At 72.7% G+C, this 19,909-nt stretch carries 17 protein-coding genes; 8 read left to right on the plus strand and 9 right to left on the minus strand.

What is annotated here, in order from left to right:
• Positions 1-7: 7 nt before the first annotated feature.
• The 4 genes from ABT137_RS31390 to ABT137_RS31405 are packed head-to-tail and all read right to left on the minus strand — an operon-like array spanning position 8 to position 5,809.
• Positions 8-1,519 (minus strand): sensor histidine kinase, encoded by a 1,512-nt coding sequence (locus ABT137_RS31390; RefSeq protein ID WP_351714484.1) that lies wholly within the window; start codon positions 1,517-1,519, stop codon positions 8-10.
• Positions 1,516-2,262, minus strand: coding sequence for a response regulator transcription factor (locus ABT137_RS31395; RefSeq protein WP_351714485.1), 747 nt, complete (start codon positions 2,260-2,262; stop codon positions 1,516-1,518). Before ABT137_RS31395 ends, ABT137_RS31390 begins: the two co-directional genes overlap by 4 nt.
• 20 nt (positions 2,263-2,282) lie before the next feature.
• The gene (locus ABT137_RS31400; RefSeq protein ID WP_351714486.1) at positions 2,283-4,520 is read right to left on the minus strand and encodes an ArnT family glycosyltransferase; all 2,238 of its coding nucleotides are present in this window, start codon (positions 4,518-4,520) and stop codon (positions 2,283-2,285) included.
• Between the two features lie 26 nt (positions 4,521-4,546).
• Positions 4,547-5,809, minus strand: a complete 1,263-nt coding sequence (locus ABT137_RS31405; RefSeq protein ID WP_351714487.1) for a bifunctional glycosyltransferase family 2/GtrA family protein — start codon at positions 5,807-5,809, stop codon at positions 4,547-4,549.
• 348 nt (positions 5,810-6,157) lie between these two features.
• Here ABT137_RS31405 and ABT137_RS31410 point away from each other — a divergent pair, with 348 nt between their 5' ends.
• Entirely contained in the window at positions 6,158-7,582 is a 1,425-nt protein-coding gene (locus tag ABT137_RS31410) for an MFS transporter (RefSeq protein WP_351714488.1), read from the plus strand.
• A 79-nt stretch (positions 7,583-7,661) separates the two neighbouring features.
• Positions 7,662-8,252 carry a cysteine hydrolase family protein gene (locus ABT137_RS31415; protein WP_351714489.1) on the plus strand — a complete coding sequence of 197 codons (591 nt, stop codon included), beginning with the start codon at positions 7,662-7,664 and terminating at the stop codon, positions 8,250-8,252.
• An 80-nt stretch (positions 8,253-8,332) separates the two neighbouring features.
• Here ABT137_RS31415 and ABT137_RS31420 read toward each other — a convergent pair whose 3' ends face one another.
• Positions 8,333-8,782 carry a MarR family winged helix-turn-helix transcriptional regulator gene (locus ABT137_RS31420; RefSeq protein WP_351714490.1) on the minus strand — a complete coding sequence of 150 codons (450 nt, stop codon included), beginning with the start codon at positions 8,780-8,782 and terminating at the stop codon, positions 8,333-8,335.
• 84 nt (positions 8,783-8,866) lie between these two features.
• On the opposite strand from ABT137_RS31420, the gene ABT137_RS31425 reads away from it, so the two are divergent.
• The 4 genes from ABT137_RS31425 to ABT137_RS31440 all read left to right on the plus strand — a co-directional run bounded on the left by ABT137_RS31425 (position 8,867) and on the right by ABT137_RS31440 (position 14,996).
• Positions 8,867-11,761: an AAA family ATPase gene (locus tag ABT137_RS31425; RefSeq protein ID WP_351714491.1), complete on the plus strand. Its 2,895-nt coding sequence runs from the start codon at positions 8,867-8,869 to the stop codon at positions 11,759-11,761.
• A 121-nt stretch (positions 11,762-11,882) separates the two neighbouring features.
• The gene (locus tag ABT137_RS31430; RefSeq protein ID WP_351714492.1) at positions 11,883-12,422 is read left to right on the plus strand and encodes an HdeD family acid-resistance protein; all 540 of its coding nucleotides are present in this window, start codon (positions 11,883-11,885) and stop codon (positions 12,420-12,422) included.
• A gap of 86 nt (positions 12,423-12,508) precedes the next feature.
• Positions 12,509-13,387, plus strand: a complete 879-nt coding sequence (locus ABT137_RS31435) for an LLM class F420-dependent oxidoreductase (RefSeq protein ID WP_351714493.1) — start codon at positions 12,509-12,511, stop codon at positions 13,385-13,387.
• Between the two features lie 79 nt (positions 13,388-13,466).
• Positions 13,467-14,996, plus strand: coding sequence for a GMC family oxidoreductase (locus tag ABT137_RS31440; protein WP_351714494.1), 1,530 nt, complete (start codon positions 13,467-13,469; stop codon positions 14,994-14,996).
• A gap of 83 nt (positions 14,997-15,079) precedes the next feature.
• Here ABT137_RS31440 and ABT137_RS31445 read toward each other — a convergent pair whose 3' ends face one another.
• From ABT137_RS31445 to ABT137_RS31455, 3 genes are all read right to left on the minus strand, one after another.
• Positions 15,080-16,300: a low temperature requirement protein A gene (locus ABT137_RS31445; RefSeq protein ID WP_351714495.1), complete on the minus strand. Its 1,221-nt coding sequence runs from the start codon at positions 16,298-16,300 to the stop codon at positions 15,080-15,082.
• A gap of 121 nt (positions 16,301-16,421) precedes the next feature.
• On the minus strand, positions 16,422-16,874 hold the full coding sequence (locus ABT137_RS31450; protein WP_351714496.1) for a MarR family winged helix-turn-helix transcriptional regulator: 453 nt from the start codon (positions 16,872-16,874) through the stop codon (positions 16,422-16,424).
• 116 nt (positions 16,875-16,990) lie between these two features.
• Entirely contained in the window at positions 16,991-17,467 is a 477-nt protein-coding gene (locus ABT137_RS31455; protein ID WP_351714497.1) for an MEKHLA domain-containing protein, read from the minus strand.
• 95 nt (positions 17,468-17,562) lie between these two features.
• On the opposite strand from ABT137_RS31455, the gene ABT137_RS31460 reads away from it, so the two are divergent.
• Complete coding sequence (locus tag ABT137_RS31460) at positions 17,563-17,712, plus strand: hypothetical protein (RefSeq protein ID WP_351714498.1); 150 nt, start codon at positions 17,563-17,565, stop codon at positions 17,710-17,712.
• A gap of 34 nt (positions 17,713-17,746) precedes the next feature.
• Here ABT137_RS31460 and ABT137_RS31465 read toward each other — a convergent pair whose 3' ends face one another.
• Complete coding sequence (locus ABT137_RS31465; RefSeq protein WP_351714499.1) at positions 17,747-19,174, minus strand: aldehyde dehydrogenase family protein; 1,428 nt, start codon at positions 19,172-19,174, stop codon at positions 17,747-17,749.
• A gap of 112 nt (positions 19,175-19,286) precedes the next feature.
• On the opposite strand from ABT137_RS31465, the gene ABT137_RS31470 reads away from it, so the two are divergent.
• Positions 19,287-19,898 carry a TetR/AcrR family transcriptional regulator gene (locus ABT137_RS31470; protein ID WP_351714543.1) on the plus strand — a complete coding sequence of 204 codons (612 nt, stop codon included), beginning with the start codon at positions 19,287-19,289 and terminating at the stop codon, positions 19,896-19,898.
• Positions 19,899-19,909 lie beyond the last annotated feature (11 nt).

The raw sequence follows: 19,909 nt of genomic DNA on the forward strand, positions 1-19,909 counted from the left end.
CCCGCGGTCAGTCCGCGGCCGGCAGGACCAGCCGGAACGTGCAGCCGCGGCCGGGTGCCGTGTCGAGTTCGAGGCGGCCGCGATGGCCCTCGGCGATGGTCGCCGCGATGGCCAGGCCGAGGCCGCTGCCGCCGTGGGCGCGGGACCTGGACGGGTCGGCGCGGTAGAAGCGCTCGAAGACGTGCTCGGCGTCGGACGCGGCGAGGCCGGGGCCCTCGTCGGCGACCTCCAGGACGGCCACCGTCCCGCCCAGGGGCAGCGGAGCGGAGGCCGAGTAGCGTCCCGGGCGGTTGGTGCCGCCGGCCCGGAAGCCGGCCGTGGTGACGCCGACCCGCACGTGCACGGGGGTGTTCGGCGGGGTGTGGGTACGGGCGTTCGACAGCAGGTTCTCCACGATCTGCCGCAGCCGGTGCGGATCGCCGACGGCCGGGACGATGTCCAGCTCCCCGCCGTCCTCGCCGTCGTCGCACAGCGGGCCGAGGTCGGTCGGATGCCCCCGGCCGTGCACGGCGGCGCCGCTCACCGCGTCGGCCGCCAGCGACAGCAGGTCGACCGGTTCCGACTGGTACGCCGGCTCCTTGTCGAGGGTGGCGAGCAGTTGCAGGTCGTCGACGAGGAGACCCATGCGCTCGGCGTTCTGCACGATCAGCCGCTGCGCCTCCCGCTCCTCCTCCGCCGGGCGGCGCTCGGGACGCAGCGCGAGCTGGGCGTACCCCTGGATGGAGGTGAGCGGGGTGCGCAGTTCGTGGCCGGCGTCGGCGACGAAGCGGCGCAGCCGGGCCTCGGATGCCTCGCGTTCCGCCAGCGCCCGCTGCAGCCGGTCCAGCATCGAGTTCAGCACCCTCCCGAGCCGGCCGATCTCGGTGTGCGGGTCGGTGTCGGGCAGCCGCAGGTCCGGCCGGCTCTCGGTGATGTCGGCCGCGGTGCGCTCCATCCGGGTCAGCGGCAGCAGTCCCAGCCGTACGACCGACCGGCCCAGGGCGAGCAGGGCGGCGATCGTGACGGCCAGCAGCACGCCGTCCAGCCAGAGGAGTTTCGACGTGGTGCCGTCGACCGTGTCGAGCGGCAGGGCGACCACGATCTTCGTGCCGTCGTCGCCGTCCCGCAGGACCACGCGCCAGTGCCCGCCTCCGGAGACGGCGGGCAGGGTGCTGGGCGTGCCCTCCCGCAGGTTCAGGTTCCGGGCGGACTCGGGCAGCTCGGGCGCCGGCTTGTCCTTCGAGCCGAGCGCCGTCCTCATGAGGTGGTTCTCGGCGTCGTAGACGTAGATCCGGAAGTCCGAGGGCAGTGCCGACTGCTGGCTCTGTTCCGCCTTGGACTCCCGCAGAGCCTTGAGGAACGCGGGCGACGGCGGCTGGAAGCCGGTCAGCTGCTGGTCGACCCGGTCCACCAGCCAGGAGCGCAGCACGAAGAACCCGGCCAACTGGGACGCGAGCACCGCGGCGGTGGCCAGCAGGGTGACGCCGATGATGAGCCGGCCGCGCAGGGACGTGAGCGCGGCGGCGGGACGGCGCCTCACGACTCCGACGCCTCCTGGTGGTCGCGGGGCAGCCGCAGGCAGTAGCCGACGCCGCGGACCGTGTGGATCAGCGGCGGGTCGAACCGGTCGATCTTGCGGCGCAGGTACTTCACGTACGTCTCGATGATGCGCTGGTCCCCCGCGAAGTCGTAGCTCCAGACGTGGTCGACGATCTGGGTCTTGCTCACCACCTGCCCGGCGTTGACCAGCAGGTAGCGCAGGAGCCGGAACTCCGTGGGGGACAGGGCGACGTACTGGCCCGCGCGGTGCACCTCGTGCGCGAGCTCGTCCAGTTCGACGTCGGCGTAGCGCAGCACGCCGACGGGCGCGGGCGGCTCGGGGGCGGCGGCGGTGCGGCGCAGGATGGCCTCGATACGGAGCAGGACCTCCTCGATGTTGAAGGGCTTCGCCACGTAGTCGTCGCCGCCCGCCGCCAGGCCCTTGATGCGGTCGTCGACCCCGGTGCGGGCGGTCAGGAACAGCACGGGTACGTCGTTCCCGGCCGCCCGCAGCCTGCGGGTCACCTCGAAGCCGTCCAGGTCCGGCAGCATGACGTCGAGGAGCATCAGGTGCGGCTGCACCCGCTCCACCTCGACCAGCGCGGACTGCCCGCTGTCCGCGCCGCTCACCTCGTAGCCGCCCGCGAGGCGGAGGGTCGATTCCAGCAGCGTGCGGATGCTGGGCTCGTCCTCCACGACGAGGAGCCGGTACCTGGATTCCGCGGTCGCGGACGGCGGGGTCATGGTGCGTTCTTCCGTTTCTCTCAGTGCCGGTCGGCCGCGCAGTCGTACAGGACGGTGGCGCCGCCGAAACCGGCGGTGCCGCTCGTGCTCGTACCGGACGAGCCGCCGTACGCGGAGGCGGGGACCTTGGTGCAGTTCTTCGCGATCCACTGGGTGCGCTGCTGCCCGGCGCCACTCGCTCCGCGCGGGCCCCCGGTCGTCCCACCGGCCCCCGAGTCGGTGCCGAGCACGTAGCGCAGTTCGCCGTTCGTCGTCCACTTCGCCAGCTGGTCGGTGGACGGGACGTTGTCCATGCCCGTGAATCCGCCCATGCCGATCACCGTCTCGTCGCTGTTCAGTATGAACGCGGCGGCAGCCGTGGCGCCGCTCGCCACGGCCAGCTTGATCCGTGCGTTCGGCGCGTTCTTGACGGCATAGGCGAGGATCTTGCGCTGCTCGCCGGTGAGCTGGGCGCCCCCCATCCCGCCACCCATGCCGCCCATCCGCCCGGCCATCCCGCCCTCATTGCCGCCCGAGCCGCCCGGGAACGACGGCATGCCCTGGCCCGCGGAGGCTCCCGAGCCCGCCGAACCACCGGCCGGCATCCCGGACGGCCTACCCGACGGCATCCCGGAGCCGGAACCAGCACCGGTGCCTCCGCCGGGCAGGCCCGGCATGCCGGACGGCATCCCCGAGGGCATCCCCGGTCCTCCGGCCCCGCCGGCCGCGCCCGGGCCCGGCATCCCCCTGCCACCGAACATCGAGGTCATGGGCCCGGCGGTCGGGTTGGTACCGCCCATGCCCTGGTCCTTGGACCCGGACTCGCTCACCGCCCACGCTCCCGGCGCCAGCAGCACCGCGAGAACCGCCGCCAGCGCCGTCGCGGGCACCAGCCTCCCGCGCTGCCGTACCAGGAACAGCAGGACGACGGCGGCACAGCCCGCGAGCAGCACCGGCCAGACCAGCCAGCCGTTCCAGTCCGGGTCGCGGCGGATGACCACGGCGGCCCAGATCACCGTGGCGGCGACCGCAGCGGCCCCGGCCACCGGCGCCCAGCGGACCCCGGTGCGGTGCAGCCGGGCCAGGAGGACGAAGCCGCCACCGCACAACGCGGCGACCGCCGGGGCGAGTTGGGTGGTGTAGTAGGGGTGGAAGATGCCCTCCTGGGTGCTGTAGACCGCTGCGCAGACCACCAGCCAGCCGCCCCACAGCACCCACCCCGACAGGGGCAGCAGGTCGGTCGCGCTCAGGCGTCCCCGGCGGCGCAGCACCTCCGAAGCCACCGCCACGGCGAGCAGCACGCCACACGCCGGCAGCAGCCAGCTGATCTGCCCGGCCACCTGGTCGTTGAAGAGGCGCCCGGCACCGGCCTCGCCGCCGAACGCACCGCCGAAGCCCTGGGACGTGTCACCGCTGGAGCCGAAGATCCGGCCGAAACCGTTGTAGCCGATGATCAGGTTCCAGGCCGAGCCGTCCTCGCTGCCGCCGATGTAAGGGTGGTCGCCGGGCCACAGGGCCACCATCGCGACCCACCACATCGACGACACCAGCAGCACCCCCGTGGCCGCCGCGAGCCGCCACAGCCGTGCGGCCCAGGTGCCGGCCGCGCCGATCAGCCAGGCGGCGGCGAAGGCGGGCAGGACCATCCAGGCGGCGAGCATCTTGGTGAGGAACCCGCAGCCGATCAGGAAGCCGCAGGCGCACAGCCAGTACGTCGCCGCCCTGCCCTCGGCGCGCAGGGCCCGGGTGAGGGCGTAGGCGGCCGACACCAGCAGCAGCACGAGCAGGCTGTCCGGGTTGTTGTCCCGGTCGATGGCCACCGTGATCGGGGTGACCGTGAGGACCAGGGCGGCGAGCAGCGCGGCCCGCTCGCCCGCCCAGCGGCGCACGGTGCGGTGCAGCACGAACACCGCGGCCACGCCCTCGATGGTCTGCGGCAGGACCAGCGTCCAGCCGTGCAGACCGAATATCTTGCTGCTGATCACCTGCGGCCACAGCGCGGCCGGCGGCTTGTCGACGGTGACCACGCCGGCCGGGTCGAAGGAGCCGAACAGGAAGTTGGTCCAGTTCTGGCCCATCGACTTCACGGCCGCCGAGTAGTAGCTGTTGCCCCAGCCGAGCGAACTCAGCGACCAGGCGTACAGGACGGCGGCGAGGACGAGGATCGCGCCGAGTGCCGCCGGCGCCGCCCAGGCGGGCAAGGAGCGGCTCGCGCCGTCCTCGGCGGTGGGGTCGGCGGCCGTCGCGGGCGTCGCCACCGTGTGAGCGGATGTGTTCATGGGAGGGAAGTCGCTCTCGTCGGGGGTCAGTGGGCGGCGCTGCGGAAGACGGCGGTGCGCAGGACGACGAACCGGACGGCGGTCACCACCAGGGAGGCGGCCATCAGGACGAGCGTCTCGGCCGCCGTGGAGGCCGAGGGGTCGGCCTGCTTGAAGAGGACCACCGCGAGTGACGTGACGAGATAGCCGAGCACGAAGAGGACGCCGGCGCCGAGGTGGGCGCGGCCCGCGCGGGCCGCCGTGTGGCGGAAGGTGAGGCGGCGGTTGGCCTCGGTGTTCAGCAGGGTCAGGACCAGGAGCGAGAACAGGTTCGCCAGGGCCGGTGACCACCAGGAGCGCAGCAGGGCGTAGAGCAGCGCCTGGCCGACGGTCGAGGCGATGCCGATGGCGACGAAGCAGCCGACCTCCCAGGACAGCACGGTGCGCCGGGTGGAGGGAGTGGCGAGTACGGCGTCCGGGTGCTCGGCGGCCGGTGCGGGGCGCTGGTCGAGCTCGACGCGGGCGGCCCCGGAGGCCTTGGCGCGGGCCATCCGCCACAGTCCGCGCAGGTCGTCACCGGCGGTGCCGACCACGTCGACCCGGGTGTCGACGTCCTCCACCCAGTCGACCGGGACCTCGTGGATGCGCAGCCCGTTGTGCTCGGCCAGCAGCAGCAGTTCGGTGTCGAAGAACCAGGCGTCGTCCTGGGTCACTTCGAGCAGCGGGCCGAGCACCTCGGTGCGGGCGGCCTTGAAGCCGCACTGCGCGTCCGTGAACTTGACGCCGTGGGTGAGCCGGATGATCGCGTTGTAGCAGCGGGAGATGAACTCGCGCCGGGGTCCGCGCACGGTGCGCGCCCCCGGCGCCAGCCGGCTGCCGATCGCGATGTCGGAGTGGCCGCTGGCCAGCGGCGCGATCAGCGGCAGCAGGCCGTCGAGGCCGGTGGACAGGTCCACGTCCATGTAGGCGACGATGTCCGCCTCGCTGTCGCCCCACACGGTGCGCAGCGCCAGGCCGCGGCCCTTGCGGTCCAGGTGGACGACGGCGACGCCCGGCAGCTCGTCGGCGAGCTGGCGGGCCACGGCGAGGGTGTCGTCCGTGCTCGCGTTGTCCGCGACCGTGATGCGCCACGGGAAGGGGAAGTCCTCACGGAGCCGGGTGTGCAGGGTGCGCAGGCAGCCCGGGAGCGCGCGCTCCTCGTTGTAGACCGGGATGACGATGTCGACGGTGGCGGTACCCGATCCGGCGAGCGAGAGGACGGCGGGGCGCTGGAAGGCGAAGGTGGGAACGGGTGTGGGGGTGGCAGTCATGGCTTCCTAAGCGGGAGGAGACATTGGGGGCGGCTCCTGGGCCCGGGGCGGGCCGGTTCCCGACTGTTACCGGTGCGACTGGGGGATGCCGGGAAGAAATCTGGGAACTGACGGAGAGTCAGAGATCAAGGTCGAAAACCGGCCATCACCTCCACACTCCTCCCTCACACCCCCTCTGACAAGGCATTTTCCGGCCCCACGACACCCTGCACCCCCTCTCCACCCCCCTCGGGATCGCCCGCGAAGAAATAGGCAGGCTGCCTGCTATTGTTTGTCAGGCAGCCTGCGTAAATTGCCGAGCGGCTCCACGCAGGCCCGGCAGCAGCGAGGGAAGGGAGGAGCAGCACCTTGGAAACCACCGCCGACGCCGCCTCCGTACAGCGGGAGGAGGCTCCGCCGGACAAGCCGTTCGGAGCGGCCTTCGTGACCCCGCTCTACATGGGCGCCGTCCTCAACCCGATCAACAGCTCGGTGATCGCCCCCGCCCTGGTGGCGATCGCGGCCGCGATGCACACCTCCGTCGGCGGCACCGCGATCCTGATATCGAGCCTCTATCTGACCAGCGCGATAGCCCAGCCGGCGGCCGGGCGGCTCGCCGAGGAGTTCGGACCGCGGCGGGTGTTCTTCGCCGGCATCCTCCTGGTCCTGGCGGGCGGGGTCCTCGGCGCGGTGGCACGTGACATACCACTGCTGGTCGCGGCCCGGGTACTCATCGGCGCCGGCACCTCCACCGGCTACCCCTCCGCGATGCTGCTGATCCGCCGCCGGGCCCGGGCCGCCGGATGGCAGGAACCGCCCGGCAGCGTCCTCGGGGGCCTCGCGATAGCGGGCGCCGCCACCGTCGCCGTCGGCCCCGCCGTCGGCGGCCTGCTCATCGGCCGGCTCGGCTGGCAGACCGCCTTCTGGATCAACGTCCCCGTCGCGGCCGTCGCCTTCGTCATGGCCGCCGTCTGGATCCCCAAGGACACCGACCGGGTGCGCGGACGCTCGGCGCGCGAGCTCGTCTCCCGCGTCGACCTGGCCGGCATCGCCGGTTTCGGCGGGGCGCTCACCGCACTGCTGGTGTTCCTGTCCTCGCTGCCCGGCCCCGAGTGGCCCGCCCTCGGCGTCTCCGTCGCGCTCGCCGCCGTCCTCGTGGCCTGGGAACTGCGCGCCGCCAACCCCTTCCTGAACGTCCGGCTGCTCGCCTCGAACCTGGCGCTCACCCGCACCTACCTGCGCAACGGCCTCACCCTGCTGGGCACTTACGTGATCCTCTACGGGCTCACCCAGTGGCTGGAGGCGTCCCGCGGACTCACCGCCTACCAGTCCGGCCTGGTCCTCATCCCGATGGGTGTCCTGTCGGCGGTCTCCGCGCGGGTGGTGTCCCGGCGCAGCCGGGTCCGCGCGCCGCTGCTCGTCTCGGCGCTGCTCCTGCTGGTGGGCGCCGTCGCCACCCTGTTCGTGGACGGCGGCACGCCCATCGCCCTGGTGATCGCGATCACGGCGGTGTTCGGCCTCACCTCCGGCGCCGGCACCGTGGCGAACCAGACGGTGCTGTACCAGGAGGCGCCCGCGGACAGCGTCGGCACCGCCTCGGGGCTGCTGCGCACCTTCGGCTACATCGGCTCCATCGCGTCGGCGGCCATCACCGGCACCGCCTTCCACACCCACGTCGACGACACCGGCCTCAGGCACATCTCCTGGGCGCTGGTCGGCATCGCCTCCGTCGTCCTCGTCATGACGGTCCTCGACCGGCAGCTGGCACACGCCGACCGGCGACCCGCCCCCTGACCCTCTCCCCCGCCGTCCGGCACCACCCCGACCGTCCGGTACGGCTTCAACCATCCGGCAAGACAAGAAAGTTCAGGTCATGACCAGCACCGTCCCGCACCTCGACCCCGCCCGCACCGCCCTGTTCCTGATGGACTTCCAGCCGGCCGTCCTCGCCGCCGTGGCCGACCCGGAGCAGGCGCTCTCCCGGGCCCACGCGGCCCTGTCCTGGGCCCGGTCGAACGACGTCCAGGTCGTCCACGTCCGCGTCGCCTTCGCCCCGGAGGACTTCGCCGCCATACCCGCGCTCAACAAGGCGTTCGCCGCCGTCGCCGAGAACGGGTTCCTGCCCGACGGCAGCCCGGAGGCCGATCTGCACGAGTCGTTCGAGGTGGCGGAGCGGGACATCACCGTGCGCAAGACCCGGTTCAGCGCCTTCGCCTCCGCCACCGACGTGCGCGGGCTGCTGCGTGAACAGGGCATCGACACGCTCGTCCTCGCCGGACTGTCCACCGGCGGCGTGGTCCTGACGACCCTTCGGCAGGCGGCCGACGACGACTTCGCGCTCTACCTCCTCAAGGACGCGACCGCCGACCCCGACCCCGAGGTCCACCGCGTCCTCACGGAGAAGGTCTTCCCGCACCAGGCCCACGTCATCGCGACCGACGAACTGCCCGGCCTGACCAAGTAGGCCGAGTCGGCCTGATCCCGGCCGCCCGTGGCCGCCCACGGGCGGCCACCCCTGTCGGTCCCGGCGCCGGCCTCCGCCCGTCAGCTCCCGCTGTCCGCGATCCTGTTCATGATCGCGGCGGCCTTCAGCAGGGTCTCGCGCTCGTCCGCCCGCAGGTGCGCCTCGATCGCCGCGCCGAGCCAGGCCGCCCGGGCCGCCGGGATCGTCGCGAACAGCGTGCGTCCCTCGGGCGTCGCGTGGACGAGGGTCTTGCGGGCGTCGCCGGGATCCTTTCCGGTGGCGATGAGGCCTTCGGCGCGCAGGGCGGCGAGTGTCTCGGCCATCGACTGGCGGCGTACGTGCTCGGCCTGCGCCAGCTCGGTGGCCGTGACCGGGCCCTCCTCGACGATGCGGGCGAGCGTGGTCAGCTGCGACCAGTTCCACCGCCGGTCGCTGGGCGCCGACTCGGTGCGCAGCCGGGCGCGCAGCCGGGTCATCGCCTTCATCAACTCGGCGGCGACCTCGGCCTCGGGCCCTGGGTCACTCGTCATCCGCCCACCTTACCCAGCGCTCACCTCCCCGTTTGCGCAACTGTTTGCGCCGTCAAGCATTTTGGGGAGGCTATATTCAGAGCTGTGAGCACCTCCGAGAGACGTCGTCGGACCGAGGAGCCGCCCGGATCACCGTCGGGCGAGGGCCGGCTGCCGGGCCGCAAGGCCGAGCTGGAACTGATCGACTCCCTGCTCGCCGGTCCCGGCCGGGGCAGCTCGGGTCTCCTGCTGCACGGCGAGCCGGGCGTGGGCAAGACCGCGCTCCTGGACGCCGCCGCGACCCGGGCCACGGCACTCGGGATGCGGGTGCTGCGCGCCGCCGGCGTCCAGTCCGAGGCCCGGATCCCGTACTCGGCGCTGCACCAGCTGCTGTACCCGGTACGGCATGACGTGGACCGGCTCGACGGGCACCACCGGGACGCCCTCCACCAGGTCTTCGACCTCACCCGGACCCCGGCCCCGGAGCCGCTGGTGTCGACCGCGGTGCTCGCCCTCCTGGAACTGATCACCGCCGAGCGCGGACTGCTGATGGTCACCGACGACGTGGCGTGGTTCGACGACTCCAGCGCGGCCGTCGTCGGCTTCGTCGTACGGCGCATCGCGGACGCCCCCATCGTCTTCCTGGCCGCCTCCCGGACCGGCACCGAGGACCTCTTCCGGCGGTCCGGGCTGCCCGAGCACAAGGTCGAGTCGCTGGACACCGGAGGGTCCGGCGCCGTCCTGGACGCGCACGCGCCCGGGCTGGCCCCCGCCGTGCGCAGGCGGCTGCTGGCCGAGGCCGACGGCAACCCGCTCGCGCTCCGGGAGCTGCCCGCGGCGCTGACCGACCGGCAGCTGTGCGGCCAGGACCCGCTGCCCGACCGGCTGCCGCTGTCCCGGCGGCTGGCGGCCACCTGCGCCGGACTGCTCGCGGAACTGCCCGCCCCGACCCGCACGCTCATGCTGCTGGCGGCGCTGGACGCCGACGCCGGAGTCACCGTCCTGCGCGCCGCGGCGCGGGGGTCGGCCGACCTCGACGACCTCGTCCCGGCCGAGCGGGCCGGTCTGGTGCACGCGCCCGCGGCCGGCCGCGGCCTCACCTTCTGCCACCCGCTGATCGGCACGGCCGTGGTGGACCTGGCCCCGCCGAGCGACCGCCGGGCCGCGCACGAGGCGCTGGCCGCCGCCCTGGCCGGCGAGCCCGAGCGCCGCGCCTGGCACCTCGCGGAGGCGGCCACCGGACCCGACGAGTCGGTGGCGCGGGCCCTGGACGAGGCGGCGCTGACCGCCTGGCGGCGCGGCGGCAGCGCCCCCGCCGAGCTGCCGGCGCCGGTCGGCGCGCTCGTCTCCGACCGGCGGCGGGTCGCCGCGTCCAGCGCGGTCACGGCGCTCGTGCGCGCCGGTGAGCTCAGTCCGCACCCGGTCGACCGCTCCCGCCGCCTGGTGGAGGCCGCCTTCCTCGCCACCATGACCGGCCAACTCGACCAGGTGAACCGGCTGCTGACCGACGCGGGCCAGACCCCGGACACCCCGACCGGCCTGGTCTTCGCCGCCACCGCCCATCTCCTCACCCATGACGACGGCGACGTCGACGCCGCCTACCGGCTGCTGGCCCGGGCCCTGGACGACGTCACCTGCAGGGCCACGGCCGACGACTGGGACCGGCTCGGCATCCTGTACACGCTGCTGCTGGTCAGCCTCTACACCCTCAGGCCCGAGCCGTGGAAGCTGCTCGACACCGCGATGGCCCGGTTCCCCGCCGAGGCGGTCACACCCTTCCGGCTCTGCTACGACGCGTACGTCGATCCCATCCGCAAGTCGGACGCGATCCGGGAGGGACTCGCGGACGCGTTCGCGGAGCTGCCCACCGACGCGGCCCCGTGGCAGATCGTGCCGCTGGGGTTCGCCGCCGTCGCCATGGACGCCCTCGCCGACCACCGCTGTCTGCTGTTGCGCATGATCGAGCGGGAACGCGACGGCGGCGCGATCGGCATGGTGATCCCCGCACTGCTGCTGCTCTGCCAGGACTCCTACGTGCACGGGCGGTGGGACGAGGCGGAGCGGCTCGCGCAGGAGGGGCTGGACCTGGCGACGGCCTACGGCTACCAGTTCTGGGAGCAGCAGCTGCGGGCCGTGCTCGCCTCCGGCGCGGCCCTGCGCGGCAACGCCGATCTCGCCCGCAGCCGCAGCGAGGAGACCACCACCTGGGCGGCGCCCCGCGGCATGGAGGTGACGGAGGGGTACGCACGGTCGGCGCGCAACCTCGCGGCCATCGGGCAGGGCGACTACGAGGAGGCGCTCGCCCAGGCGGCGCTGATCGGTCCGCCCGGTGCCCCCACCCCCGGCGTGCCGGGCCGCTGGATGGTGCTGGACTACGTGGAGGCGGCGGTCCGCACCGGCCGTCTGGAGGACGCCCGGGCGCATGTCCGCGCGGCCCAGGAGGCCGGACTGCCGCGGATCGGGCCGCGGATCGAGCTGATCACCGCGGGGGCCGCCGCCGTGGCCGCCGACGACGCGGCGGCCGCCGGGCTGTTCGAGGCCGCGCTGGCCCTTCCGGACGCCGGCCGCTGGCCCTGGGACCACGCCCGCGTCCGGTTCGCGTACGGCCAATGGCTGCGTCGCACCCACGACATGGCCGGGGCCAGGGCGCACCTGGGCGCGGCCCTGGAGACGTTCGACCGGATCGGCGCCGCGATGATGGCGCAGCGCGCCGCGGCCGAGCTGCGCGCGACCGGCGTCTCCGTCACTCCCCGGTCCGGCACGGCGCCCGAGCCGCTGACCGCCCAGGAACGGCAGATCGCCGAACTGGCGGCAACGGGCCTGAGCAACAAGCAGATCGGCGAGCGGCTGTTCCTGTCGCACCGCACGGTCGGCTCGCACCTGTACCGGGTGTATCCCAAGCTGGGGATCACCTCGCGGGCCGCTCTGCGGGGCGCGCTGGAGGCACTGTCCGCCGCCGGGGCGGACGACCACGCGCCCGGTGACGCGGCAGGGCAGTAGCCGAATGAGTCGAATGACGGATCACACGGGGCCGTCCCGCCGATAGCCTTCGTGCCCGTCATCGCGGTCCTGGGCCGGGGTGGAAGTCGACGCCGCGGCACCCTCGTTCTCGGAGGTCATCTTGCTCAGTTCGCCCAACGCCCTGCTCTGGCGCGGCCTGCTGGCCGTCGTCATCGGCATCGTCTCCGTCTCCTGGCCGGGCATCACCGTCGGCGCGTTCGTCGTCCTCTTCGCCGTATACGCGTTCATGTACGCGGTGATGGACGGGGTCCGCGCCTTCAGCAGCGACCGGGTGGGCCCGGTGCTGGGCTGGCTGCTGCTGGCCGTGCTGTCGGTCGTGGCCGGCGTCAGCTCCCTGGCGTGGCCGGGCATCACGGCCCTGGTGCTCACCCTCTGGGTCGCCGCGTGGGCCCTGACGACGGGTGCCATGGAGGTCGCCCTGGCCTTCATGCGCGGGGAGACGGCGGGTGAGCGCGCCCTGTTCCTGCTGACCGGCCTGGTGTCGGTCGCGCTCGGGTTCGTCCTGTTCGTACGGCCGGACATAGGTGCGGTCTCGCTCGCCACCGTCTTCGGCCTCTTCAGCATCGTGCACGGCATCTCGGCGGTGTTCGCCTCGTCGGAGGTGCGCCGCCGTCGTCGGCCGGAGGCGCTCGGGGGCTGAGCCGCTCTCCATTTTCCTTGCTTGACAAAGCACATAGTGGTCCCGGCATACTCGATGGCGACAGGCTCGGAGCACGGAAGGCCCGCATGAACCTAGGCATCGCCATCGCGGATTTCACCCAGCCCGGCGGTCCGGCGGGCATCGCCCGCCATGTGACCGAACTCGCCCGCAGCGCGGAGGAGTTCGGCTTCAGCCGGATCGCCGTCATGGACCATCTGTTCCAGATCGGGATCGTGGGCGCCTCCGAGCAGGAGATGCTGGAGGCGTACACGACGCTGGGCTACCTGGCCGCGGCCACCGAACGGGCCGAGCTGCTCGCACTGGTGACCTCGGTGGGCTACCGCGAACCCGGACTGCTGGCCAAGATGATCACCACGCTCGACGTGCTCTCCGAGGGCCGCGCCGCCCTGGGCATCGGGATCGGCGCCGGCTTCAACATCGCCGAGGCCCGCGGGCTCGGGCTGCCTTTCCCGCCGGTCGCGGAGCGGTTCGAGCGGCTGGAGGAGACCCTTCGGATCTGCCTGCAGATGTGGAGCGACGACGAGAAGCCCTTCGACGGTCGCCACTACCGCCTCGAACGCACCCTCAACTCCCCCGGCACGGTACGGCGCCCGCACCCGCCGATCCTGATCGGCGGCTCCGGCGAGCGGAAGACGCTGCGGCTCGTCGCGGAGTACGGGAACGCCTGCAACCTCTTCCACGGCCCTGACCTCCCGCACAAGCTCGACGTGCTCCGCGGGCACTGCGAACGGGCCGGGCGGGACTACGACGAGATCGAGAAGACGGTCCTGCTCCCCCTCGACCCCGGCACGCACGGCGAGCGAGTCCCCGCGCTGCTCGCGGAGTTGCGACGGCTGGACCGCATCGGTATCGACCACGTCATCGGCCCGGTCCGCGCCGCCGACCAGCACGCCGCGCTGCGGCTGCTGGGCGAGCGTGTCGTACCGGAGGCGATGCGGTTCTGAGCGGACACACCCATGACACCGACCGACACCACTTCTATTTTATTTGCTTGCTGAAGCAGATTTTGGAGGAAAGACGCAGATGACCACCACAAGCGAACACCCCGCGCCGCACGAGGCCGATGTCGTCATCGTCGGCGGGGGTTCCGCGGGCGCCGTCCTGGCCGCCCGGCTCAGCGAGAACCCGCGACGCACGGTCCTGCTGGTCGAGGCCGGACCGGACTACTCCGCCGACAGCGTTCCCGAAGGACTGCTGACCCCGCACCTCCTGGCCGACCCCGACCACGACTGGGGTTACACCGCCCGCGCCACCGACCACGCCCCGAGCATCGCCGCACCGCGCGGCCGGACCATGGGCGGCAGTTCCGCGGTGAACGCCGGTGTGGCGATCCGCGCGCGGGCCGCGGACTTCGCCGCCTGGGAAGAGCGCTACGGGATCAAGGGCTGGTCGTACGACGAGGTCCTGCCGGTCTTCCGGGACATGGAGAACACGCCGTCCGGCGACGACGCCCACCACGGACGCACCGGCCCCTTCCCCATCCGGCAGTGGACGTACGAGGAACTCACCTCCCCCATGCGGGCGTTCGTGGACAGCGCGGCGGGCCTGGGCTTCGGACGGAACGACGACTTCAACGGCGACCGTCAGGACGGCACCGGCGCCTACCCGGTGAACATCGTGGACGGGGTGCGCCGGAGCACCGCCCTGGCGTATCTCACGTCCGAGGTGCGCAGCCGCCCCAACCTGACGGTGCTCAGCGATGTCACGGTCGACAAGGTGGTGGTCGAGGACGGCAGGGCGCGCGGTGTCGTCAGCGCGTCGGGCACGCTCTTCCGGGCCGGTGAGGTGGTGCTCAGCGCGGGCTCGTACGGCAGCCCGGCCATCCTGCTGCGCTCCGGCGTCGGCCCGGCCGCGGACCTGCGGAACCTCGGCATCGAGGTGGTCGCCGACCTGCCCGTCGGCCGCCGGCTCCAGGACCACCCGTTCTTCCACTCGCTGTTCGCCCTCGCGCCCGCACACCAGACCATGACGTCCGCCTTCGCCGCCCACCTCTGGCTCGCCTCCCGCGAGGCGCTCCCCGGCGAACTGGACCTCGCCGTCGTCGGCACCCAGCTGCTGGACGGCTCCTTCAGCCCGACCGGCGGGGCGATGGTCCTCGCGGCGGCCGTCACCCGGCCGGAGTCACGCGGCTCGGTGCGGCTGGCCAGCCGCGACCCCTACGACGCCCCGGTCATCGACGACAACTACCTGGCGACCGACCGGGACCGCCGCCGCATGCTGGAGGCCGTACGGCTGGTGCGCCGCCTCGCGGGCAGCGCGCCGCTCGCCGGTGCGGTGGCAGCGGAACTGGTTCCGGGCGCTGCCGTGGGCGACGACGAACTGGCGGCGGCGATCGAGAGCGGCATCGCCACCTACGGGCACCCGACGTCGACCGTGCCGATGGGCGGACCCGAGGACCGCTGGGCCGTCGTGGACGAGTCCGGTGCGGTCAAGGGCCTGGCCGGGCTGCGCGTGGTGGACGCCTCGATCATGCCCGAGGTCCCGTCGACGGTGACCAACGCCACCACCATCATGCTCGCCGAACTCATCGCCCGCCGCGCGTACGGGAGTTGACCCCACCGACGGCCCCGGACATCCGAGCGCTGCCCACGGGCCCGCACCGCGAGTCCCGGGGCCTTCGTCGGTGCCCCCGGCGTTCAGAGGACCGCCTGCTCGTCGCGGGTCAGCCGGTGGGTCACGGCAAGGCCCCAGGGGATGCCCAGGAGGGCGACGAGGGCGAGGCCGAGGAGCAGGGGGGCGGGGCGGGCGGCGCCCAGGGCCACGGCCGCGAGGGCCACGGCCAGACAGGTGCGGGCGAGCGGGCGGTAGAGGTCCCGCTCGCCCTGCCAGACCTCGAGTCCGGTCGCGAGCAGCATGGTCCCGGTCAGGACGACGGCCACGCCCCCGCACAGCACCCAGGCCGTGGCGGCGGGCGTCCGGTGGGCGTGGGCGTGCTCGACCAGGCCGACCATCGCGGCACCCATGGCGGTCACCGCAGCCGTGAGCGGCAGATGGGTGAGCATCCACCGGAGGGTCACCGTGCGGGTCCGCCGGGGCGGGCGGTGGCCGGCGAAGTCGAAGTACGTCCACCAGGCGCCGAATCCGACCACCACGGCCACCAGCCCGACCGCGAGGCTCATGGCGGTGGTCGGCTCGCCCGCCAGCCCGTCCACGACACCGGTCACGGTCTCGCCGAGCACGATGATGATGAGCAGCCCGAACCGCTCGACGAGGGCGTCGGTGAGGGCCAGCGCCGACTCCTGGGCCGGCGCGGCCGCCAGGACCATCCAGGCGAACCCGCCGAGGTAGCCGAGGACCAGCAGCCCCCAGGTCGGCAGCCGGGTGGCGGCGGGCAGGCCGGCGCTCGCGAGGAGGACGGCCGCGCAGGCCGCCGTCCCGATCACGTACAGCCGGGTGGGCTTGCGGAACTCCGCGGAGCTGCCGCGTCCGGCCAGGAACCAGAGCACGGCCAGGACCGCGAACAGGATCCCGGCGTTGACCGCGAAACGGGCGCTCTCCGCGCCGCCGGCCCCGGGGATGAACGACCCCAGCGGGACGAGGACGAGAATCTGCAGGAGGAAGAGGCTGCGGCCCCGGGCGTCGTCGTGGCCGTGCAGGTCGTGGTGGAGCGTGCCGTTCAGCCAGGCGGTCCACACCAGAGCGAACACCACCGCGAACTCGCCGAGCCCGTGCCAGGTGAGATGGTCCGCCAGGTGATGAGCGGCCTGGGCCACCAGGACGACCACGACCAGGTCGTAGAAGAGTTCGAGCGGGCCGACCACCCGGTGCCGCGGCTGTTCCCCGTGGGCGCGCGGCGGCCGCCACAACTGTCGGCGCAGCCGGGCCCAGGTCTCCCGCCTCTCCGGTTGCGAGGTCATGCCGACGGTCTCCGCCGAAGGCGCTGCTGCATGGCTTCTCCCCGGGTCGCGGTCCGGCCGGAGCCGCACAGGGCAACTATTTGACGCTTGTACAGTAGCGGGGGAGCTTCGACAGGAGAGCTCAGTCGAGCTTCTCGACCACCGCTTCGAACTGCCGCACCATGGCCGGCACCGACCGTCCGTCGAGCAGGTCGACGACCCGCTTGCGGGCGCTCGCCAGGTGTACCGGGTAGGCGTCCTGGAGCCGCTTCAGCCCCTCGGGGGTGAGGGTCGCGACATTGCCGCGGGCATCCCCTTCGTAGCGCCGCTTGACGACCTGGCCGCGGCTCTGTAGGGCGTCCACGACACGGGTGATGCGGCTCGCCGACAGGGCGGTGGCCGAGGCGAGATCCGTCATGCGGAGTTCCTGGTTCTCGGCCTCGGAGAGGTTCATCAGGACCACGTACTCGGTGAGCGTGAGCCCCGTGGACCGCAGCAGATCGTCGTCCAGGGAACGCGGCAGCGCGACGATGACACGCATCAGGGCGCGCCAGAGTCGTTCCTCCTGGGCGTTCAGCGGATCTTCAGCGGTCATCCGTACAGAATAGCGTGCTCAAGCAACCAACCTCAACCCGTGACGCCACCGACACGGCTGTCCGGCTCGTCGACGGCGGCGCCGGACCACCGCACCAGGGCTGCGACGACAGACAGTCACATCTCGCTCCACGAACGGAAGACCGCCGCCTGACCGTGGTAGGTACCCTCCGCGTCCAGCAGGTTCCACATGGTGACGTCCTCTATCCAGAATCTGCGGCCCGACCTGGCGGTCCGCAGCCCCCGGTAGCCGGAGGCGTATCCGCGCGTCGTCACCGATCGCACGAGGGCCTCCCGGTCGCCCTGCGCGTCGGGGCCGGCGGACAGCCGGGACGGGAGCCGGACGAACTCCTCCCAGGGGTACTCGAAGCACTTCTGGGCGGTGGTGTTCGCGTAGCGGAAGACCGGGTCCGGGCCGGCGTCGTGCGCGAGCAGCCCGAAGGGGGCGGTGCCGTAGAGCCAGCGAGCCGCCTCGTCGGCGTCCGGGAAGGCCGCGGCGCTCAAGGGGGTTCCGGTCAGCCGCTCATGGCTCGACAGCAGGAGCTGCGCGAAGGCCGCGCTCCGCCCGTGCGCTTCATCGTGGGTCGCGACCATCAGGGTCCGCCTTTCGTCGTTCTTTGGCCGTTCTTTCGCCGCTTTCCGAAGGGATGGTTCCAGAGCGCGTGCCGCCGATGACCGGCAGGGGAAGGGTGAGCCCCGCAATCGCCCGCGCCGGGACGGTGGCCCAGGACGAGGCCGCGACCGGCTGGTGGGGGACGGCCGATCCGCCGACCGAGCCGACCCTGAAGGAGCCGCACGACGAAGTGGACCGCGGCCTGTTCACGGCTCCCCCGGTGTGACCGCCCGCGCCGGGGCGGTCACCCGGCGGCCGTGTCACCACACCTGCTGGTCCTCCTGGAGGCGCACGGCGACGAACTTGGTCTGGGTGTAGTGGTGCAGCGCCTCCAGGCCCTTCTCGCGGCCGTACCCGCTGTTCTTGTAGCCGCCGAACGAGCCCTCGACCATCATGCCGGGCGGGTAGGCGTTGACGTATACCTGCCCGGCCTCCAGACGGGCTGCCACGCGGTGGGCACGGGTCACGTCACCGGTCCAGAGGGCGGCGACGAGACCGTAGTCGGAGTCGTTGGCGACGGCCACCGCCTCGTCCTCGTCCTCGAAGCGCAGGACGGAGAGCACCGGACCGAAGATCTCCTCGCGGGCGATGCGCATGTCCGGCGTGACGTCCGTGTAGACGGTCGGCTCGAAGGTCCAGCCGTCCCCGGTCGGCCGGCCGCCGGTGAGCAGGGTGGCGCCGTCCTGCTCGGCGATCTTGAAGTACTCGTTGACCTTGTCGTACTGGGCGCGGGTGATCGCCGGTCCGTAGGTCTCCCCCGGCGTGATGTGGGTCAGCACGGTCTGCAGGGCCGCGACGAACTGGTCGTGGATCCGCGCGTCCACCAACAGCCGGGTGCCCGCCATGCAGGACTGGCCGCCGTTGGGCAGGAACGCCTCGACGGCCCCCTGGGCGGCCTTGGCGAGGTCGGCGTCCGCGAAGACGATGTTGGGTGACTTGCCGCCCAGCTCCAGCGTGAGCGGGATGATGCGGTCCGCGGCGATCCGGCCGATCTCGCGGGCGGCCCGGACGGAACCGGTGAACGCCACCTTGCGGACCTTCGGATGGCCGACGAGCGCCGCGCCCACGGTGTCTCCCGTGCCGGTGACGACGTTCAGTACGCCCTCGGGCAGACCGCACTCGGTGGCGATACGCGCCAGGTGGAGCGTGGTCGCCGAGGTGAACTCGGACGGCTTGGCCACGACCGCGTTGCCGGCCGCGAGCGCCGGGGCGATCGAGCGGGCCGCCTGGTTCAGGGGCGCGTTCCAGGGGGTGATGACGCCGACGACACCGAGCGGCTCGCGCCGGGTGTACGCGTGGAAGCCCGGCCCTATGTTGACCAGCTCACCGCCGGGCAGGTTGACCAGGCCTGCGTAGAACTCGAAGTAGTTGGCCGCGCCCTCCACCTCCAGCGGGGACTGCCAGGCCGGCTTGCCGGTCTCGGCCGACTCCAGCTCCGCCAGCTCGGCGGCCTGGTCGCGCAGCCGCTCCGCGATGGCGGCCAGCACCCGCCCCCGCTCGACGGGCTGCCGGTTCCACCAGCCGTCGACCGCGCCGGCCGCCGCCGAGACGGCCCGCTCCACGTCGGTGGCGTCGCCGAGGGCGATCTCGTGCACGACCTGGTCCTGCCCCGGAGAGTGAGACGGCAGCCAACGATCCGATGCCGGGTCGACTTCCACGCCTGCGATCCAGTGGCCGTAGCGTGTCATCAGCGCACTCCTCATAAACGAGTATCTGAGTGAATGAATTTTCATTCACTCGGCACCCTACCCCTCCGCCTTGACAAAGATCGAGCGACTGAACGAAGTTTCATTCGTGACCATGCCCCCCTCCGCGACCGTCGACGAGACCCCCCTGCGCCGCAGGGTGATGGACGCCGCGCTGGAGTTGTTCGACGAGCGGACCTGGGACGGCACCAACGTGCCCGAGATCGCCGCCCGGGCCGGGGTCGCGGTGGGCACGATCTACCGCTACTTCCCCAACAAACAGGCGCTGGGCGAAGCGGTCTTCACCGAGGCGAAGGCGGCGTTCGCGGACACCGTGGTCACCGACGCCGTGCGCGAGGCCGACCCGGTGACCGCGATCGGCCTGGTCTGGGAGCACCAGGTCGCGTTCGCCGTGGCCTATCCGCAGGCGTTCTCGTTCCTCGAACACCAGGTGCACGGCTCGTATCTGCGGCCGCAGGCCTACGAGGTCGTCGACCGGCTCAACGCCGAACTGGTGGAGATCCTGCGGGCGGCGCAGAAGGCCGGTGCCCTCCGCGCCGGTGATCCGCAGGTGCTGCTTTCGATGGCGTTCGGCGCCTTCGTCGGGGTCACCAAGCACTCTCGCGCCTCGGGGATCCCCCTGGGCGAGTACGACCTGGAGGGCATCCGGCAGGCCGTGCTGAGCCTGATCGGGCTCACGGACCCCCGCCCGCCCGACGCCCCGTAGGACCCCCTGGG

This window comes from Streptomyces sp. NPDC001980, assembly GCF_040296885.1.
In the GTDB taxonomy this organism is placed as follows: Bacteria; Actinomycetota; Actinomycetes; order Streptomycetales; family Streptomycetaceae; genus Streptomyces.

Coding starts and splice junctions, on each gene's coding strand:
- ABT137_RS31395 (WP_351714485.1), bottom strand. CDS start 2,262: ATGACCCCGCCGTCCGCGACCGCGGAATCCAGGTACCGGCTCCTCGTC.
- ABT137_RS31400 (WP_351714486.1), bottom strand. CDS start 4,520: ATGAACACATCCGCTCACACGGTGGCGACGCCCGCGACGGCCGCCGAC.
- ABT137_RS31405 (WP_351714487.1), bottom strand. CDS start 5,809: ATGACTGCCACCCCCACACCCGTTCCCACCTTCGCCTTCCAGCGCCCC.
- ABT137_RS31415 (WP_351714489.1), top strand. CDS start 7,662: ATGACCAGCACCGTCCCGCACCTCGACCCCGCCCGCACCGCCCTGTTC.
- ABT137_RS31420 (WP_351714490.1), bottom strand. CDS start 8,782: ATGACGAGTGACCCAGGGCCCGAGGCCGAGGTCGCCGCCGAGTTGATG.
- ABT137_RS31435 (WP_351714493.1), top strand. CDS start 12,509: ATGAACCTAGGCATCGCCATCGCGGATTTCACCCAGCCCGGCGGTCCG.
- ABT137_RS31440 (WP_351714494.1), top strand. CDS start 13,467: ATGACCACCACAAGCGAACACCCCGCGCCGCACGAGGCCGATGTCGTC.
- ABT137_RS31445 (WP_351714495.1), bottom strand. CDS start 16,300: ATGACCTCGCAACCGGAGAGGCGGGAGACCTGGGCCCGGCTGCGCCGA.
- ABT137_RS31450 (WP_351714496.1), bottom strand. CDS start 16,874: ATGACCGCTGAAGATCCGCTGAACGCCCAGGAGGAACGACTCTGGCGC.
- ABT137_RS31455 (WP_351714497.1), bottom strand. CDS start 17,467: ATGGTCGCGACCCACGATGAAGCGCACGGGCGGAGCGCGGCCTTCGCG.
- ABT137_RS31465 (WP_351714499.1), bottom strand. CDS start 19,174: ATGACACGCTACGGCCACTGGATCGCAGGCGTGGAAGTCGACCCGGCA.
- ABT137_RS31470 (WP_351714543.1), top strand. CDS start 19,287: ATGCCCCCCTCCGCGACCGTCGACGAGACCCCCCTGCGCCGCAGGGTG.